Source organism: Jiulongibacter sp. NS-SX5 (assembly GCF_052828545.1).
The window spans coordinates 3336993-3355016 of the sequence record NZ_CM128248.1 but is presented as its reverse complement, the minus strand read 5'-3'; the positions used below and the strand labels follow the sequence as shown (position 1 = coordinate 3355016).

At 41.0% G+C, this 18024-nt stretch carries 17 protein-coding genes; 11 read left to right on the top strand and 6 right to left on the bottom strand.

Features of this window, described 5'->3' with window-relative positions; all coding sequences use genetic code 11:
• The first annotated feature begins 103 nt into the window (after positions 1 to 103).
• The 6 genes from ACUXV0_RS14780 (at position 104) to pcaF (ending at position 6603) form a co-directional block, all read left to right on the top strand.
• A complete protein-coding gene (locus tag ACUXV0_RS14780) occupies positions 104 to 364 on the top strand; it encodes a hypothetical protein (RefSeq protein ID WP_446190338.1) in 261 nt (86 codons plus the stop codon).
• Positions 361 to 1677, top strand: a complete 1317-nt coding sequence (locus tag ACUXV0_RS14775) for a class-II fumarase/aspartase family protein (RefSeq protein WP_446190337.1) — start codon at positions 361 to 363, stop codon at positions 1675 to 1677. Before ACUXV0_RS14780 ends, ACUXV0_RS14775 begins: the two co-directional genes overlap by 4 nt.
• Positions 1674 to 2786: a bifunctional 3-oxoadipate enol-lactonase/4-carboxymuconolactone decarboxylase PcaDC gene (gene pcaDC / locus ACUXV0_RS14770; RefSeq protein ID WP_446190336.1), complete on the top strand. Its 1113-nt coding sequence runs from the start codon at positions 1674 to 1676 to the stop codon at positions 2784 to 2786. Before ACUXV0_RS14775 ends, pcaDC begins: the two co-directional genes overlap by 4 nt.
• A 66-nt stretch (positions 2787 to 2852) precedes the next feature.
• Entirely contained in the window at positions 2853 to 4046 is a 1194-nt protein-coding gene (locus ACUXV0_RS14765; protein ID WP_446190335.1) for a 4-hydroxybenzoate 3-monooxygenase, read from the top strand.
• Between the two features lie 4 nt (positions 4047 to 4050).
• On the top strand, positions 4051 to 5391 hold the full coding sequence (locus ACUXV0_RS14760; RefSeq protein ID WP_446190334.1) for a 3-oxoacid CoA-transferase: 1341 nt from the start codon (positions 4051 to 4053) through the stop codon (positions 5389 to 5391).
• A 3-nt stretch (positions 5392 to 5394) separates the two neighbouring features.
• Positions 5395 to 6603, top strand: a complete 1209-nt coding sequence (gene pcaF / locus ACUXV0_RS14755; RefSeq protein WP_446190333.1) for a 3-oxoadipyl-CoA thiolase — start codon at positions 5395 to 5397, stop codon at positions 6601 to 6603.
• On the opposite strand, the gene ACUXV0_RS14750 is transcribed toward pcaF, so the two are convergent.
• On the bottom strand, positions 6600 to 7136 hold the full coding sequence (locus tag ACUXV0_RS14750) for an NADPH-dependent FMN reductase (RefSeq protein WP_446190332.1): 537 nt from the start codon (positions 7134 to 7136) through the stop codon (positions 6600 to 6602). The genes pcaF and ACUXV0_RS14750 overlap by 4 nt on opposite strands.
• A gap of 74 nt (positions 7137 to 7210) precedes the next feature.
• Between ACUXV0_RS14750 and ACUXV0_RS14745 the strand changes: the two genes are divergently transcribed.
• The 5 genes from ACUXV0_RS14745 (at position 7211) to ffh (ending at position 12817) form a co-directional block, all read left to right on the top strand.
• The gene (locus ACUXV0_RS14745; RefSeq protein WP_446190330.1) at positions 7211 to 7936 is read left to right on the top strand and encodes a DNA alkylation repair protein; all 726 of its coding nucleotides are present in this window, start codon (positions 7211 to 7213) and stop codon (positions 7934 to 7936) included.
• A gap of 109 nt (positions 7937 to 8045) precedes the next feature.
• Positions 8046 to 9128 (top strand): class II fructose-bisphosphate aldolase, encoded by a 1083-nt coding sequence (gene fbaA, locus ACUXV0_RS14740; protein WP_446190329.1) that lies wholly within the window; start codon positions 8046 to 8048, stop codon positions 9126 to 9128.
• 490 nt (positions 9129 to 9618) lie between these two features.
• Positions 9619 to 9984: a hypothetical protein gene (locus ACUXV0_RS14735; protein ID WP_446190328.1), complete on the top strand. Its 366-nt coding sequence runs from the start codon at positions 9619 to 9621 to the stop codon at positions 9982 to 9984.
• Between the two features lie 989 nt (positions 9985 to 10973).
• Positions 10974 to 11342: a hypothetical protein gene (locus ACUXV0_RS14730; protein WP_446190327.1), complete on the top strand. Its 369-nt coding sequence runs from the start codon at positions 10974 to 10976 to the stop codon at positions 11340 to 11342.
• 155 nt (positions 11343 to 11497) lie between these two features.
• A complete protein-coding gene (gene ffh, locus ACUXV0_RS14725) occupies positions 11498 to 12817 on the top strand; it encodes a signal recognition particle protein (protein WP_446190326.1) in 1320 nt (439 codons plus the stop codon).
• Positions 12818 to 12823: 6 nt separating this feature from the next.
• Here ffh and ACUXV0_RS14720 read toward each other — a convergent pair whose 3' ends face one another.
• From ACUXV0_RS14720 to hemA, 5 genes are all read right to left on the bottom strand, one after another.
• Positions 12824 to 13735 carry a PE-PGRS family protein gene (locus ACUXV0_RS14720; protein ID WP_446190325.1) on the bottom strand — a complete coding sequence of 304 codons (912 nt, stop codon included), beginning with the start codon at positions 13733 to 13735 and terminating at the stop codon, positions 12824 to 12826.
• Between the two features lie 81 nt (positions 13736 to 13816).
• Complete coding sequence (locus tag ACUXV0_RS14715) at positions 13817 to 14941, bottom strand: lactonase family protein (protein WP_446190324.1); 1125 nt, start codon at positions 14939 to 14941, stop codon at positions 13817 to 13819.
• A 17-nt stretch (positions 14942 to 14958) separates the two neighbouring features.
• Positions 14959 to 15642, bottom strand: a complete 684-nt coding sequence (locus ACUXV0_RS14710; RefSeq protein WP_446190323.1) for a GDSL-type esterase/lipase family protein — start codon at positions 15640 to 15642, stop codon at positions 14959 to 14961.
• An 84-nt stretch (positions 15643 to 15726) separates the two neighbouring features.
• Positions 15727 to 16548 carry an aldo/keto reductase gene (locus ACUXV0_RS14705; protein WP_446190322.1) on the bottom strand — a complete coding sequence of 274 codons (822 nt, stop codon included), beginning with the start codon at positions 16546 to 16548 and terminating at the stop codon, positions 15727 to 15729.
• A gap of 64 nt (positions 16549 to 16612) precedes the next feature.
• On the bottom strand, positions 16613 to 17872 hold the full coding sequence (hemA, locus tag ACUXV0_RS14700) for a glutamyl-tRNA reductase (protein ID WP_446190321.1): 1260 nt from the start codon (positions 17870 to 17872) through the stop codon (positions 16613 to 16615).
• Positions 17873 to 18024 lie beyond the last annotated feature (152 nt).

Sequence of the window (18024 nt, the reverse complement as noted above, 5' to 3'; positions counted from 1 at the left end):
TTTTATTCTGAAAAAGCCAACGCTCTCCTCACCGAAAGTCGAAGCATCGTCTAAAGAGCTTTTTGGAAGATTTGGCACTGGTACTGACCGTGAAAACAGATTTGTGTTTAAGACTACAAAACCCAAGTCATTTGAGGGCCAGGCTCCATGCCTTATGGTTATCGTTTTTATGAGGGGGCAATTGATTCATACTTATACCCGAATGTATTTTGAGGATGAAGAATCATTGAACAAAACAGACGAAATATTAAATCAGGTCCCGGCAGATAGAAGGTCTACTTTAATGGCTAAAAAAACGAGCTCGGGGTACACATTTGACATCCATATGCAAGGAGAAAACGAAACAGTATTTTTCGATATATGAGTCTTTATTCCAGTTTATTTTATTCTGAAAAAGCCAACGCTCTCCTCACCGAAAGTCGAAGCATCGTCTACATGCTTGAGGTAGAAAGACAGGCAGCATTGGCCCAGGCTAAATGTGGATTTTTCCCGAATGAAACTGCTGAAATCATTTCTACTTGCTGCAAAGTAGAACTCATCAATATTGACCAATTAATCTCCGAAATCCCTTTGGGAGGCAACGCCGCCATTCCTTTGGTACAACAATTATCCAAACTTGTTAAACTTCGAGACTTCGAGGCTTCACGCTACGTCCATTTTGGTTTAACCAGCCAAGATGTAGTAGATACCGCGACTGTCCTTTGTATTAAAGATCTGATCGTTTTACTCGAAGAAGGTCTTGCTGACCTGACGAGAGCCTTAGTAAACAAGGCACGCAAGTACAAGGAAACGCCGATGATAGGCAGAACCCTACTGCAGCAAGCTAAACCAATCACTTTCGGCTATAAACTTGTCACATACATCGGGATGATTGAATCTCTGATTGAGAGTCTGGCTTCAATTAAAAAAAGGGTTTTGAAAATTCAATTGGGTGGTGCTGTAGGCTCGGGAAATAATTCCATCACAAAAGAGGTACAGAAAGAATTTGCCAAAAACTTGGAACTAAACCTTGCCAACAGCTGGCAATCAGACAGAACAAGCATAAATGAATTTGGTGCTTTTCTGGGCACGCTTTCAGGAAGTCTGGGGAAAATCGCAAAGGATATTTCCTTGCTCATGCAAACCGAGATAGCTGAGGTTTTTGAAGGTGCTGCCGAGGGCAAAGGTGGCTCCAGCACTATGCCACATAAACGAAATCCAATCAGCTCGGCAGTTATTATAGCTAACGCTACCCGGACTCCGCATTTGGTGGCTACACTTCAATCTGCCATGCTACAAGAGCATGAACGATCGGCAGGATTATGGCATGCCGAATGGGAAACCCTAAATACGCTCATGGGACTTTCGGCTGGTTCGTTGGAGAAGACTGTTGATCTCATTAGTCATCTGGAAGTTAAACCTGAGCAAATGGCTCATAATCTGGAGCAGACCAATGGTCTTATTTATGCCGAAAATGTCTCTCTTGCTCTTGCTCAAACAATGGGAAAGTTGAAGGCACATGACTATGTCACCAAAGCCTGCAAAAAAGCCATTTCGCAGAAAATTCATTTGCTTGACATTCTCAAGGAACAAAAAACTGAATTATCAGATATTGAAAAATACTTCACTCCATCTTATTCATTAGGCTCGGCCATTAGAATAACTAATGAAGTCTTAGATAAATATGAAGATCTATGATGAACTATAAAATCAGCGGAACACCAAATAGTCCGGTGCTCATTTTAAGTCATTCTCTAGGAACCACGATGGAAATGTGGGACGCTGTAGTTCCTCATCTGACCCCTTACTTTAGAGTTATTCAATATGATACACGGGGACATGGCGGCTCTGAAAAAACTGATGAGCCATACACCATTGCATTGCTAGGCAATGATGTATTGCAATTGATGGAACAATTGGGCATTGAAAAAGCTCATTTCTGTGGTTTGTCAATGGGTGGCCTCATAGGTCAATGGCTAGCCATAAATGCACCCGACAAAATCTCTAAACTCATCATCAGCAATTCAGCAGCTCGGGTGGGTTCAGAAGATGCCTGGAACGAACGTATAAAGCTTGTGGAAGAATCAGGGTTTGAGTCTTTCGAAAAAGCCAGCATGGAAAAATGGCTAAGCAATGATGCCCCCGATAGCGTAAGAGTAAAGCTTAGCCGTATGTTTTTGTCGAATGACAAAAAGGGTTATTCCAACTGCTGTGCGGCATTAGGGAAGGCAGATTTCAGAGACTCCAGGGATAAAATAAAATGCCCGACCCTAATTGTAACAGGAGAAGATGATCCAGTTACCACTGTTGAGGATGCAAATTTTCTGGCAGAAGAAATTGGAAATTCAGAGGTCAAAATTATACCTGGGAGGCATATCCCTGCCGCCGAATTCCCTAAAGTTTACGCTGAAACGCTGATTCATTTTTTGGTGGGTAGTGAAATAAAAGAAAAAGGGATGCACGTACGTCGAACCGTTTTGGGTGATGCTCACGTAGACCGAGCTTCTTCAAATATTAACGATTTCAATGGCGACTTTCAGGAGTTTATCAGCAAGTATGCCTGGGGTGAGATATGGACAAGGCCGGGCCTACCCAAACATACCAGAAGTCTAATTACGATTTCCATGTTAATTGCCTTAAACAGGCCTAAAGAATTCAAAATGCACATAAAAGCTGCATTCCATAATGGCGTGAGCAAAGAAGAGATTAAAGAAACAATCCTCCAGTCAGCCCTTTATTGCGGCTTGCCGGCTGCCAATGACGCCTTTCATCTGGCGGAAGAAGTATTTAATGATCTGGAAAGCTAGCCTTGTCAAGCTTTTAGTACTCTAAAAAAAACTCCGCCATACTAAATCACCCAAAAGAAATAACCTATGAAAAAACTTAAAACTCAAGTCGGAATTATAGGAGCTGGGCCAGCTGGGCTTACTCTGGCTCATTGGTTAAAAAGTCATGGAATCTCTTCAGTTATTCTCGAGCACAGAAGCCGAGCATATGTAGAGGCCCGGGTAAGAGCAGGCTTGCTAGAGCAAAACACGGTAGATATTTTGAAACAGCTTAATCTGGCGGATCGACTGGAGCAAGAAGGGCACTTGCATGAAGGAGTATATTTAAGTTTTGACGGAGAAAGAGTGCGTGTCCCTTTTGGAGAATTAACAGGTGGCAGAAACATTACCATTTACGGTCAACAGGAAGTAGTAAAAGACCTCACAGACGCCTGGTATGCCTCCGGTCAAACATTGCTCTTTGAGGCACCGGCCGTAAAAATCGAAAACATCGATTCTGAAAGTCCTCAAATACATTTCACTCACCAAGGTGAAGACGGAATAATAGAGTGCGATTTTGTGGCGGCATGCGATGGCTTTCACGGTATCGGGAGAAAAACGCTCCCGAAAGAATCCTATAATGAGTTTGAGGTGAGTTACCCTTTCTTCTGGCTTGGCATTTTAGCCAATGTAGCTCCATCAACTGATGAATTGATTTATGCCTACCACCAAAATGGCTTTGCATTGCATAGCCTAAGGTCAGAGTCTGTAAGCCGCCTTTATCTACAGGTTCCTAATGATGAGGACCTAAACAATTGGCCGGATCAACGTATTTGGGAAGAATTGGCCATAAGACTAGGTACTCAAGGTTGGAAACTCCAGCCGGGTCCCATATTTGAAAAGAGCATTACACCAATGCGGAGCTACTTTATTGACAATATGCAGCATGGCAGACTCTTTCTGGCCGGTGATGCCGCCCATATAGTGCCACCTACAGGTGGAAAAGGCTTAAATCTGGCAATAGCAGATATCAAGCATCTGGTAGACGGCTTTGTCGGGTTTTACAGAAACAATAGTATTGGTCAATTGGAGCAATATTCGATAAACGCATTGAAAAGAATCTGGCGAGCCCAGGACTTTTCAAATTTCATGACTACGCTATTTCACAAACAAGATGAGCATGGCTCATTCCAATATCAATTACAGAAAGCAAAATTCGATTATATAAAAACCTCAAAAGCTTACGCCACTACAATAGCAGAAAACTACGTAGGACTTCCTTTTGAGGCCTTTGAAGCATAAAGAAATGAAAGAAGTTCAAATCATTACAGCAGAAAAAGCAGCCACGCTCGTAAAAGATGGCGACATTATCCTTGGTGGAGGTTTTGGCATGACCGGCAACCCGGTGAGCATACTTCATGAATTGGCCAAGCTGAGCACTAAAGACCTCACCTTTGTTGGAAATAATGTCGGTGAGCCTGGTATTGGTGGTGGGCGATTATTGAATAATGGTCAATTAAAAAAAATGATTGGCTCCTTTTTTACAGGAAACCATGAAGCCGTAAAAGCAGCTCAGGAAGGCAGAGTAGAATACGAACTTATTCCTCAAGGAACATTAGCAGAAGCTTTAAGGGCCGGAGGTGCAGGAATAGGTGGTTTTTATACACCAACTTCTGCAGGCACCAAATTAGCTGAAGGTCGTGAGACCAAAGTCATAGATGGAGTAGAGCAAGTATTTTTCAAAGGCATCCGCGGAAACGTGGCTATCGTAAGAGCATGGAAAGCAGATACTGCCGGTAACCTCCAATACCGTATGACTGAACAAAACTTCAATAAAGCTATGGCTACGGCTGCAGATCTGGTTATTGCAGAAGTACAGGAAATAGTACCCGTGGGAGATCTAGACCCAAATCAAATTCATACGCCTGGCTGTTTTGTGGATTATATCGTTCAGAAAGAGCTTAAGATTGAAGACCTGGGAAGCTCGGCATCCACAGGCTCAAAGAAGGCAGATGAACTCCGTATGAATATGGCCAAAAGAGCTTTCAAAGAAGTACAAAAAGGAGATGTAGTAAATCTGGGGATTGGTATTCCAACTTTAGTGGCAGACCTTATTTCTCCCGAGGACGGCATAATTTTACATACAGAAAACGGCATGCTTGGAGTAGGACCTGAACCTACAGATGGAGGCGGTGCTCTGAATTATCCGGTCAATGCAGGCAAAATACCCGTTACGGCACTTAAGGGTAGTAGCTATTTTGACAGTTCAGACTCATTCGCCATGATCAGAGGCGGTCATATTGATGTAGCGGTAATGGGAGGCCTTGAGATAGACGAAGCTGGCAATCTGGCCAACTGGTCTGTTCCCGGCAAACCTCTACTGGGCGTTGGTGGAGCCATGGACTTAGCTTCTGGAGCCAAACGCCTCATCATCACTTTAAGACATACCGATAAGGCTGGAAACTCCAAAGTTGTACCTGAATGTACCCTACCTCTAACAGCGAGCCACTGTGTAGATATGTGCATTACAGATCTGGCCGTCTTTAAATTTATTGAAGGCAAACTGACCCTAATTGAAATCATGCCAGGAAGCACTTTGGAAGAAGTAAAAGCTAAAACGGCCGCTAATTTTGACATTAAGCTTTAAGAAATGAAAGACGCTTTTATCATAGATTCTATTCGTACACCTATCGGGAAATTCGGTGGAGGCCTTACCCCAATCAGAGCAGATGATTTGGCAGCCATACCTCTTAAAGAAATACTGAAACGAAACCCCAATGTGCCGTCAGATGCCATTGATGAAGTAATCTTAGGTTGTCATAATCAGGCAGGAGAAGACAATAGAAATGTAGCCAGAATGGCTTTATTACTGGCTGGAATACCACAGACTATACCTGGAGAAACAATCAACAGACTCTGTGCCTCGGGCATGTCTGCTGTTATTCATGCCAATAGGGCCATCAAAGCCGGGGACGGCGACTTGTTCATTTCTGGAGGTGTAGAGCACATGACCCGTGGACCATACGTTATGTCGAAGGCTTCCAGAGCCTATGGCAATGACTCTAAAATGTACGACAGTAGTTTTGGCTGGCGATTTATCAACCCCAAAATGGAGGAAACCTATGGCACCGATGGCATGGGCATAACTGCTGAGAATCTGGCAGAGATGTATAAAATCAACCGCCATGATCAGGATTTGTTTGCCTATAACTCACAAATGAAAGCCAGCAAAGCTCAGGAAAATGGAATATTAGCTGAGGAGATTGTACCTATTGAAATCAAAGGAAGAAAAGGTTCTGTCGGCATTTTTGACACTGATGAATTCGTTAAACCATCTACTACAATGGATGTGCTGGGCAAACTCAAGCCGGCATTTAAAAAAGACGGAACTGTCACTGCAGGAAATTCCTCCGGACTTAATGATGGAGCTGCTGCCATGCTTATTGCTTCTGAAGAAGCATTAAGTAAGTATAATTTAAAGCCCAAAGCAAGAATTGTAAGCTCTGCGGTGGTGGGAGTAGAACCACGCATTATGGGTATTGGTCCCGCACCAGCCGCGATAAAAGTTCTCAAAAAAGCGGGACTAACATTAGAGCAGATGGATGTCATTGAGTTTAATGAAGCATTCTCAGCTCAGTCCTTGGCGGTTATCAGAGAACTGGGATTAGCTGATGATGACCCTCGAATCAATCCGAATGGTGGGGCCATTGCTATTGGTCATCCTCTGGGCATGTCAGGCACCAGAATCATCCAAGCTGCTGTGAATCAATTACACAGAACAGGAGGTCGATATGCACTGGCAGCTATGTGTGTTGGTGTAGGAATGGGTTATGCTACAATCATAGAACGAGCAGACTAAAAAGCCAGGAGTTTGTCAATCTGCTCATTCACAAATTTTTGGTAAAGAGGGTGGTTGATTTCGTCTACCTCAAAGTATTTGGCAATCTCCCCCAGCTTTACACGAAGCCCCATCACATTAGCTCCCATATAACTCAGTACCTCATTTAAGTGTCCGAGGCCTACGGCATTACCAAGTACGCCGTTGGCCAAACCCACCAGGGCTATCTTCTTATCTCTGAAAGAATCAGGATAGCGTAGACCATCTATAAAGGTTTTCAATACTCCCGGATATGAACCATTATATTCAGGTGCCAGAATAAAACACTTATCTACAGAGTCAAGAGCCGCCTGAAAAGAATTATAGCCTTCACTTTTGCCCTTATTAGCGTACAAAGCAGAAAAAGCAAAATCTTCGGGGAGCTTACCGAGATCCATCAGCACACTTTCGTATCCCTTCTCTTTTAATTTCTTTTGATAATACAAGGCCATCTCCAGAGTCATGGCTGTAGGCCTGTTGGTTCCTACCAGAATTCCTATCGGTTTCTTTGACACGTCCTAAAATACAGTGATTATTATGTGCTTAAAACAATATTAGCTTACTTCGGTTCCTTCAAAACTAAAACAAGATGTCTGATCTCTACCCTCTTTTTGAGATTTTAAACGCAAATGCCGACGAAGAGTACAAAGAAAAAATGCAACGATTCTTTAAAACTGGCAAAGGTGAATATGCAGAGCAATCAGAATTTATGGGGTTGAAGGTTACCAAGATAAGAGAACTTATCAAGCCCTTTTATGACCTAAACGAGAGTGACCTCATAGTACTTCTCACCCACCCTATTCATGAAATAAGAATGACAGGGCTTCTGATTTTGGTCAAACAGTACAAAAAGAACAAACGGAAAAACCCCGAGCCCTATGTTCAGATTTATTTGGAGCATATTGACTATGTCAATAATTGGGACCTAGTGGATGGCTCGTGTCGAGATCTGTTGGGAGACTTTCTTATTGAAAGACCCCGTGATATTTTATATGAACTTGCAGAGCAAAACTCAATTTGGAAGAAACGTATAGCCATTGTCTCTACTTATGCGTTCATTAAGAAGAATGACTTTGAAGATACCTTCCAGATCACCCGACTTTTTTTCAAAGAAACCGAGGATATCCTATTAAAGGGGATTGGTTGGATGCTTCGTGAAATTTACAAAAGAGGTGGGGCCAGGGAATTAGAAGAATTTCTAAGCCTTCATATTGAGGCAATTCAAACAAAAGTCCTGAGTATCGCTATCCAGGATTTCACAGACGAAAAGAAAAAATTCTACCGCCAACTCAAGAAAGAGAGCAGGGCACTCTAAATTGGTTTTTCGTACGAATAAATGTACTTTTGACCCTCTTTTCATATGCATAGCATATCATTGAAAAGATATTGAAAAGAAATCTAATTAAAATACAAAAACCAATTACATGAGCCAATCATTGATTAAGCCAGGTGTAGTTACAGGTGAGGCACTAAATGAGTTGCTAGCCTATGCTAACAAAAACAATTTTGCCCTACCTGCAGTAAACGTGGTAGGTACAAACTCTATCAATGCGGTACTGGAAACTGCAGCAGCAGTAAACTCTCCGGTGATTATTCAATTCTCTAACGGTGGTGGTGTTTTCTACGCTGGTAAGAGCTTATCAAACGAAGATCAAAAAGCTGCGATTGCTGGTTCAATTTCAGGAGCACTTCATGTTCATCATATGGCTGAGCACTATGGTGTACCTGTAGTATTACATACAGACCACTGTGCTAAAAAACTTCTACCATGGGTAGATGGCCTTTTGGATGCTGGTGAAGAGCATTACAAAAAAACAGGTAAGCCACTTTTCAGCTCTCACATGATTGACCTTTCTGAAGAGTCTTTAGAAGAGAACATGGAGATCTGCTCAAAATATCTTGAGCGTATGGCTAAAATTGACATGACGCTTGAAATCGAGCTTGGTATCACTGGTGGTGAAGAAGATGGTGTAGATAACACAGATGTAGATAGCTCAAAGCTTTATACTCAGCCTTCAGAAGTAGCTTACGTATACGAGACCTTGAATAAAATCTCTCCAAACTTTACAGTAGCTGCGGCTTTCGGTAATGTACATGGAGTCTATAAGCCAGGTAACGTTTCTCTACAGCCGATCATTCTTAAAAACTCGCAAGAGTACATTAAAGAGAAGTTCAATACAGGCGACCTACCGGTTAACTTCGTATTCCATGGTGGTTCTGGTTCTTCAAGAGAAGAGATCAGAGAAGCTATCGATTACGGTGCTGTGAAGATGAATATCGACACAGACATGCAATGGAGTACTTGGGAAGGTGTTTTGAAATACTACAAAGCAAACGAAGGCTACCTTCAGTCTCAATTAGGAAACCCTGATGGTGACGATGTACCAAACAAAAAATACTATGACCCACGTGTATGGCTTCGCAAAGGCGAGCAAAACATGGTAGAGCGTCTTAAAGTAGCATTTGAAGATTTGAACTGTATCAATAGATTAGAAGGTCTGTTGTAATCAAAGTCTTTAAGGAATTGGCAAAGCCCTCTCAGAAATGTGAGGGCTTTTTCTTTTTAATACTTCCAAAATTCCATTGCCCATTTCTTTTGCACAATTCCGTCTTACCCAACCCTCACCTAAGCCCCAATTTTAAACAAAAACGAGAGTTATTTAAATTTTTAAAAATATATCAATATAACTTTTTCTATATTTTTTTGACTTTCATTTTTCAAAAGTCCTACAATAATCTCATTTTGATGTAAAATACTTGAAATAAGACTATAAAAAAGACAATTGTACTTTTTCAAGTACTTGTTACACCTTTCCTTAAACCATTGTACTTTTCTAAGTTTATCGTAGGATCGTGAGATGAACTTTCACCTACGCCCACCTAAGCTATTGCATCGCATGGGTGCAGTACCCTATGTTTGTATCGAACAAAACGGTAAGCGAGTGCTTATCAGAACTTTAAAGAATTAGTAACAACACAAATTAAACAATACACAAAATGAAAAAACTAATCGCAATCGCTGTAATCTTGATGGGAGTATCTACTACAGCAGTACAAGCAGATGATCACATGTTCGTTAACATCATCGGATCAGAATTAAAAGTTAAAAACGTAGAAGGCCTTAAGTTCAAAGTAACTGCAGCCAACTTAGTAGAAAGAACTTACATCGAAGTCAAAGATAACTCTGGTATCGTTCTTTATAAAGAAGTTAACACTGCTGATTTCGCAAAAGTATTAGACCTTTCTTCTCTTGAAGATGGTAAGTACACGATCGTTCTTACTACTGGTGACAAAGCCGTAGAAAAAACAATCGAAATCAAAACTGAAACTACTGTAGTAAGATCTGCTGTAGCTGCGAAATAAGCATTCAGTTCTAAATAATTGTCAGGAAGCCTACGCCAACGCGTAGGCTTTTTTTATGTTTTCTCTTTTCACGACGGTCTTCGAGAACCTTAGTGCCTTAGTGACCGAATAAGACCTGTCACAAGGACCCAAGTCACCAAGAACCACTAAGACTTACTCTACGATTGATTCTATTTAAATTCTTCGTAAAACTTCGATTCTTCGTGTCTTGGTGGCAGAACATAAATTGCCACAAAGACGCCAAGCCTCTAAGAAACACTAGGGCTAATTCTACGATTGATTCTATTTAAATTATTTGTGAAACTTAAAGTATCCGTGCCTTGGTGGCAAAAGAGAATTGCCACTAAGACGCCAGGTCTCTAAGAACCACTAAGACTTAGTCTACGATTGATAATATCTATTTCTTCGTGAAACTTCGAGGCTTTGTGTCTTGGTGGCAGAGCTTAACTAGCCACAAAGACACCAAGTCACTAAGAAACACTAGGACTTACTTTAAGATTGACGCTATTTAACTCCTTCGTGAAACTTCGAGTCTTCGAGCCTTAGTGCCAAAACAAGACAGACCAGGAATCACCTAAAAAGCTCTAAGTCAAATACTTTTTACTCCCTTGAAATTAATAAAAACACATTCTCAAATACTTATCAGCTAATGTCTCCAAAAGTTCATTTTGTACTATTAGCCTATACATTTGCATCAATTAGTCTACCTATCCTATAGATTTCTAAAAATCATGTAAGTCGCTGATATTAAGCGAATATTAAATTGCATTGTACTTTTTCAAGTACTTATAACATGATTAGACCATTCGTTATATTTTTCTAAGTTTATCGTAGGATCGTGTGATGAACTTTCAATAGGCATACACTCACCTATTGCATTGCATTAGGCACATAAAGTATGTTTGTAATGAAAACAGTGACAGGCGGAAGCGAAACCTCACTGGTAAATTTCTAAGAATTAGACAAACACAAATTAAAAAATAAACGAAATGAAAAAACTATTAACAATTGCTGTAATCTTGATGGGAGTATCAACTACAGCTGTACACGCAGATGATCATATGTACTTCAACAACCTTGTAGAGTCAGACCTTACAGTTAAAGCTCTTAAAGGATTGAAGTTTAAAGTAACAGCCTTTAATATCGAAGCGAAGTCATTCGTAGAAGTAAAAGACATGGAAGGTTTTACTCTATACAGAGAGGTAGCTACAGAAGACTACGCCAAAGTATTAAACCTGGCTTCTCTTCCTGATGGCAAGTACAAAATCATCTTAACTACTGGTGATAAAGTAGTAGAAGAGCCGTTTGAAATCAAAACGGAAACAAAAGTAACGCGTACTGCTACTCCTTCTAAATAATCGAATGATTATGAAGCGAGTAGAATATAAAGGGTAAAGCTTCTGCCCAAATCACTGAGCCTCTGCATCCGCAATGATGCAGGGGCTTTTTTTGTTTCTTATTGAACAGTTTAATAACTAAATTTGCAGCCCATTTTGATATAAAGCAAAATTCTATGTTTGAGAGCTTACAGGATAAACTGGCTGGTGCGTTTAAAACCCTTAAAGGCAAAGGCCGTATTACAGATGTCAATATTGCTTCTACGGTAAAAGAGATTCGTCGTGCCCTAATGGATGCCGATGTCAACTATAAAGTAGCCAAAGAAGTTACCGACCGTGTAAAACAAGAGGCTCTCGACAGAGATGTGAAAATTGCGGTAGAACCAGGTCAACTATTCACCAAGATTGTACAGGAAGAGCTAACCCAACTTATGGGTGGCAAAGCAGAATCTGTAAATCTTACAGGCTCTCCTGCCGTGGTGTTGATCGCCGGTCTTCAAGGTTCTGGTAAAACCACCTTCTCTGGAAAGTTTGCGAGCTACCTAAAGAAGCAAGGTAAGCAAGTCATGTTGGTAGCTGGTGATATCTACAGACCAGCCGCCATCACTCAGCTACAGGTTTTAGGTGAGCAGATTGGTGTAGATGTCTACGCTGAGCCTGACAATAAAGATGCCGTAAGCATAGCTCAAAATGCTATCAAAGAAGCAAAAACAAAGGGTAAGAACATTATCATCGTCGATACAGCCGGTCGTCTGGCAGTAGACGAGGTGATGATGCAGGAGGTAGAAAACATCAAAAAAGCTATTGACCCTACCGAAGTACTTTTTGTAGTGGATTCCATGACTGGTCAGGATGCTGTCAATACCGCAAAAGCCTTCAATGATAGACTTGATTTTGACGGAGTAGTCTTAACTAAGCTTGATGGTGATGCCCGTGGTGGTGCGGCACTTTCAGTGAAAGCCGTGGTAGACAAGCCTATCAAATTCATGTCGACGGGTGAAAAAATGGAAGATCTTGACATCTTCCACCCCGATAGAATGGCGAATCGTATTCTGGGCATGGGTGACGTTATCTCCTTGGTAGAGCGTGCTCAGCAAGCCTACGACGAAGACGAAGCCAAAAAGCTGAACAAGAAAATGAGAGAGAACAAGTTCGATCTCAATGACTTCTTAAGCCAGCTGGAGCAAATCAAGAAAATGGGTAATGTGAAGGATTTGATGGGCATGATACCTGGAATGGGTAAGGCCATCAAAGATATTGACATAGACAATGACTCCTTCAAGCCTATTGAAGCCGTTATTCAGTCCATGACCCCCGCGGAAAGAGAAAACCCGGATATCATCAATGGTCCTCGCAGAAAGAGAATTGCGAAAGGAAGTGGAACATCAATCCAACAGGTGAATAACTTGCTCAAGCAATTTGACCAGATGCGTAAAATGATGAAACGCATGAACAAAATGCAGGGAGCTGGAAAATTGGGTAAGCTATTTGGTTAAGAGCCCTTACTCTTCTGTTTTTTGTTGGTAGTAATACAAGGTGCCATTGGGGGCATCTTTTCTCTCAGAGAGTGTATAGTAACCTGAGCCATTATGATCAAAACAGATGGCCTCTCCTTGTTCTTCCACATAATAAGGTAGGCCAATATCACGTGTACGTCTAAGTGCCTCAAAAACTGACTCATCCTCACCCACTTTCCAATAATAAGCGGCCTCATAGTTTTTAATAATGAGATTTTTTCCATCCTGAGACATATCAGCAGCGGTGATGAAGGTATGTGGAATAACGCCTTGAAACTCAGCCACGTCTTCTGCATCAGTACTTTGAGGATAAGGCAGCTTGTACACACGAACAGTAAATAACTGACGCTTTGAGATAAGGTAGATATCTTTGGTTCTAGGATCTACCAGCATAGCCTCTACATCTAAGCCACTGGGTCTATCTTCATATCTAAAGGTAATATTATCCTGAGCCAGACCATCAGTAAGAGCTGAAGGTTCTTTCATTCTATAGATTTTATAGAACTCTAAGTTCTCAGCATTGTCACCAATATCACCGACATAGATATAGTTTACACCATCTTCAGGTCCAGGGCCAGCGGCCATATCTTCCCAATCTCTATTGACAGATGGCCACAAATCAATTGCTCCCAAATAAGAACCTGAATTATTAATTAAATGTAACGCAGCCTTGGTATTCCCATCAGTAATGACCCACAAATTACCAGGCATGGTCTGTGAAGCCACGATACCGGAAGCCTCATCCAAAGTTCCTCTGGCTACAGAATAACTGGATGGTGTTTCCAGAAATTCTGGCAAAGGCTCTTCTACATCAATAGGCGTTGGACCAGGCTCGGTCCAAAGAAAGCATGATTGACAAAGAAGTGCCAGAAATAGTAAAGCAAGGCCTTTGGGCATTCAAAAACGTTATTTTGATTAACTAACGACAAAACTATGCCATTCATTTAGCACCAACCCAAAATTCTTGGAATATCAGTACTAATTGTCGGCAAAAACCAAACAAACAGGCATAGAGACTTTCACCTCTTTGTCTAATGGTTCCAGCTTCCCGTTGGTTGTATCTCTTTTGAAAATTACCACATTATCAGACTCTTGATTAGCCACCAAAACAAAATTACCATCAGGACTAATGGCAAAGTTTCTTGGAATTTGACCCAATACCGAATGATGACTTACCTGCTCCAACGTTCCGTTTGAGGTATCAATTTTAAAGACAACAATAGAGTCATGGTATCTATTAGAAGCATACAGATATTCACCGTCTGCTGAGATATGAATGTCAGCAGAACTGTTTTTACCCTCAAATCCTTTCGGCAAAGTGCTGTATTCTTCCAGCCTTGTCAAATCTCCATCTAAATAACTAAAAGAAGTCACCGTACCGGTCAACTCTTGAAGTACATAGGCATATTTTCCATTTGGGTGGAATGTAAAATGCCTCGGGCCAGATCCGGGCAGCACCTCCATGTCTTTTCCTGGACTCAAAACACCTGTGCTGTCATTGAAGTAATATGCTTTTACCTTATCTATTCCCAAGTCAGGAACAAAAAGAGCTTTGTTATCCGGAGCTATATTGACCGAATGCACATGAGGTCCTTCCTGGCGTTCCTTATTTGGTCCCGTTCCCGAATGTTTAATAATCTGAGTTGGCTCGCCAATACCTCCATTTTCCAGTATAGGTAAAACAGCTAATGAACCAGAGGTATAATTGCCAGCAAATACCCACTTACCTGTTTTATCAATAGCCACATGACAAGGGTGAACCCCTCCTGAAGACTGCTCATTTATAAAGGTCATAGAAGTATCTGTTCTTGAAAAAGCTCTGATACTTCCTCCATTCACTTCACTTACAGCATAAATAAAATTTTGATCTTCTGATAAAGCCAAAAATGAAGGATCATCAGACTCGGCCATAAATTGGGCTTCTGAGGCCTCCCCTGTAACAGGATTAAAACTAAACTGATAGATCCCCTGACTTTCTCTGCCAGTATATGTTCCCACCAGAACGTTTATATCTTTTACTTCCTCAATAACTTCATCTGATTGCTCCCCTGATGTACAACTCAAAACAGTAAATACACTTAGTGCCAGTAACGCTTTTTTCATTCTAGTTTTTTAAACTCTTATTTTAATACTTTATCTAACTCCACCTTAATTTCTTCAGCCCAAATGTCATATCCGTCTTCATTGAGATGTAATTTATCTCTTATAAAAAGCTCGTCCCTTGGCATGCCTTTTTCATTGAGATATCTATCAGATGGATTGATGAAATACATATGGTCTTTTTTCTCACAGTAGCTCTTCATTGCTGCGTTTAGTTTTTGCACCTCAGGCCATACTTCCCATCGGCTACTTGTAGGTGTTACTGCTATTGGAAAAATAGGCACATCCGGATACTTTTGTCTGACCGAGGCTACCACCTCTTTGAATAAACGCATGGTTTCATTTACGGTTAGATCATTTTCTCCACCAGTAATATCATTAGCCACAAAAATGCATAAAGCCTGAAATTCATGAGGCCAAACAAGCCTTTTGGTAAAATGAATGAGATCATAAAAATGAGCCCCGCCATACCCTCTTCTAATCGGTTCATAAGGAGCCATATCTTCTTCTATGGTTTTCCAGAGACGTATACTAGAGCTTCCGATAAATAAGATGGCATCATCAGAATAACTTTCTATATCATCCTGAAATTCAAGATCGGTCACTTCATTTTCCCATTGCTCGGCCGAATCGGCATATTTTTTATATACATCACATGAGCCCAGCAGGAAGGTTAAGACGAAGAGGAAGAATACATTTTTCATTTCAATAGCTTTTTGATTGATCACACAAACTCTGCCCTCGGAAAGCAGATTTCCAAGCAAGATAAGAGTTTAAAGGAGCAAGACCTATAAAAAATCCATTGGGTCTTCTGCCACGCGGGTTCCGTCATGTAAAACAGATAAAGCCTCCAGATCAGAAGCATCCAGATGAAAGTCAAAAACCTCAAAATTTGACTGTATTCGTACTGGATTACTGCTTTTGGGTATAGTAATGATACTGTGATCTAAAGCCCAGCGAATGAGTATCTTAAAAGTAGAAACTCCATGTTTAGCAGAAATCACTTTCAATACCTCATGATCCTTTTTAAGACCACGCACCAGCGGAGCGTAGCTTTCCAGGGTAATGCCCATTTGCTTACATTTCAGATGTGTGGATGCCATATTACAGAAAGGAGTATGCTCTATTTGGTTAACTGCAGGAATTACATGGGCATATGACTCCAGCTCTTCCAGATGAGGAACCAGGTAATTGGAAACCCCAATAGCTCTTACTCTACCCTCTTCATAAATTTTCTCCAGAGCTTTCCACGTCTCTTTCCTTTTTTCTTTGACAGGCCAATGAACCAGATAGAGGTCAATATATTCTAAACCGAGACTCTCTAAACTATTGTCATAAGCCTTTAAAGTATTCTCAAACCCTTGATGGCTATTCCAAACTTTGGTAGTCACAAAGATTTCATCTCTAGGTACGTTCGCTTCTCTCAGAGCTTTCCCAACTTCCTCCTCATTTCTATAGATAGAAGCCGTATCAATATGTCTGTACCCAATCTCTAAAGCTGCTTTGACAGCTTCTTTAGTTTTTGAAACATCAAAATCTTCCTCAAATACACCTAGACCGAGCTGAGGTATGAGGACATCATTATTCAACCGTAAGTTAGGAGACAGCATAGTTTAATGAGTTTAGGTAACTCAACAAAGCTATCGATAATATCAAAAAAACAGAAAGTGTTTATTACGCCTCTACCTTCTCCAGATTGAAAAGGTCATTGAGTACGTCAATGAGGGTTTCGGCTTCGCCTCGTTTACAGGCAGCCTTTAACTGAAGTACAGGCAATTTGATGATTTTTTGCATCATGCTCGTCGTGATTTTGTCAACTTTAGCAGCTTCTTCTTCAGAAAGAGACTTCATGTACTTTGCCATTTCGTCCTTTCTAATTTGCTCTAAAGCACCTTTCAGTTTGTGGATGGTTGGGGAAACCACCATTTGGTCAGACCACTTGTTAAAGTCTTGTAGTGCTTCGTCAATGATCTGAGAAACATGCGGAATAGAAGCCTTTCTGCTCTCCAGAGCCTGATCTGTCTTTTGCTGAATTTCATCAAGGTCATAAACCACCATACCGGCTACATCCTCTATGGCCTGATCTATACTACGAGGCACAGATAGGTCTACAAAGTACTTAACCGACTGATGCTTGAAACTCTGAACCAGATCAAGAGTTATCAATGGCTTTTCAGTTCTTACAGATGAGATGATGATATCAAAACGATGAACCTCACTGAGAATATTCTCAAAGTCTATAACATCAAATTCAAGACTCTTAGATAGTTCTTCTGCCTTTGACTTTGTTCTGTTTGAAACTGTGAAGTTTTGGTAACCTTTATCGTGAAGCGTCATGGCTACATCCTGACCCATTTCACCTAAACCTAAAACCAGAATCTTAGGATTTGGCAATAATGGCAAGAAAGACTCAATAGTCTCTACAGCTGCATAGCTGGTAGAAGCTGCCCCATCTCTGAAACCGGTTTCCTGAAAAACTCTTTTGTTTACAAAGAACACAGTGTGCATCAGTCGATGCAGATAAGGTCCTGCCATTTCCATATCAGCACACCATTGATAAGCATGCTTAATTTGATTTGGCAATTGAATATCACCCACAACTTGTGAATGTAGACCAGTGGCTACTTCAAAAAGGTAACGCACCGCCTTGTCTTCGTCATAGATAAAGTCGCAGTATGGAGCCAGGTCCTTTGAACTTACCCCTTTTTCTGCCGCCAGTAGGCCGAGCATCTGCTCTCCTATTTCCTCGTTAGAAAGAAAATAGATTTCAGTTCTGTTACATGTGGATAGAACAAGAGCCTCATTCACACTGAAGACCTCTTTGATCCTCATGAGTAAAGATTTCACCTCTCCTTCATTTAATGCAATATGCTCCCTCAACTCCAGAGGAGCTTTTTTGAAAGAAATCGATATGGCTTTAAACTGTCCTGTCATGTACAAAATGAATACGCTGCAAATTTACACACAGAAAGGTATATCTTTGCTATGACGAAAATCACAAAAATCAATTTAGAAACGTTCTAAATTAAGTCGCTTATTCTAGTCCTCTGTCCTAAGAAAAGTACAAAATTATCATCGTCTCTCGG

What these genes read in the sequence shown, in the direction of transcription:
- ffh (WP_446190326.1), top strand. Translation starts at nt 11,498, where the DNA reads ATGTTTGAGAGCTTACAGGATAAACTGGCTGGTGCGTTTAAAACCCTT.
- pcaF (WP_446190333.1), top strand. Translation starts at nt 5,395, where the DNA reads ATGAAAGACGCTTTTATCATAGATTCTATTCGTACACCTATCGGGAAA.
- ACUXV0_RS14705 (WP_446190322.1), bottom strand. Translation starts at nt 16,548, where the DNA reads ATGCTGTCTCCTAACTTACGGTTGAATAATGATGTCCTCATACCTCAG.
- ACUXV0_RS14775 (WP_446190337.1), top strand. Translation starts at nt 361, where the DNA reads ATGAGTCTTTATTCCAGTTTATTTTATTCTGAAAAAGCCAACGCTCTC.
- ACUXV0_RS14760 (WP_446190334.1), top strand. Translation starts at nt 4,051, where the DNA reads ATGAAAGAAGTTCAAATCATTACAGCAGAAAAAGCAGCCACGCTCGTA.
- ACUXV0_RS14765 (WP_446190335.1), top strand. Translation starts at nt 2,853, where the DNA reads ATGAAAAAACTTAAAACTCAAGTCGGAATTATAGGAGCTGGGCCAGCT.
- ACUXV0_RS14715 (WP_446190324.1), bottom strand. Translation starts at nt 14,941, where the DNA reads ATGAAAAAAGCGTTACTGGCACTAAGTGTATTTACTGTTTTGAGTTGT.
- ACUXV0_RS14710 (WP_446190323.1), bottom strand. Translation starts at nt 15,642, where the DNA reads ATGAAAAATGTATTCTTCCTCTTCGTCTTAACCTTCCTGCTGGGCTCA.
- fbaA (WP_446190329.1), top strand. Translation starts at nt 8,046, where the DNA reads ATGAGCCAATCATTGATTAAGCCAGGTGTAGTTACAGGTGAGGCACTA.
- ACUXV0_RS14745 (WP_446190330.1), top strand. Translation starts at nt 7,211, where the DNA reads ATGTCTGATCTCTACCCTCTTTTTGAGATTTTAAACGCAAATGCCGAC.
- ACUXV0_RS14720 (WP_446190325.1), bottom strand. Translation starts at nt 13,735, where the DNA reads ATGCCCAAAGGCCTTGCTTTACTATTTCTGGCACTTCTTTGTCAATCA.
- ACUXV0_RS14730 (WP_446190327.1), top strand. Translation starts at nt 10,974, where the DNA reads ATGAAAAAACTATTAACAATTGCTGTAATCTTGATGGGAGTATCAACT.
- hemA (WP_446190321.1), bottom strand. Translation starts at nt 17,872, where the DNA reads ATGACAGGACAGTTTAAAGCCATATCGATTTCTTTCAAAAAAGCTCCT.
- pcaDC (WP_446190336.1), top strand. Translation starts at nt 1,674, where the DNA reads ATGATGAACTATAAAATCAGCGGAACACCAAATAGTCCGGTGCTCATT.
- ACUXV0_RS14735 (WP_446190328.1), top strand. Translation starts at nt 9,619, where the DNA reads ATGAAAAAACTAATCGCAATCGCTGTAATCTTGATGGGAGTATCTACT.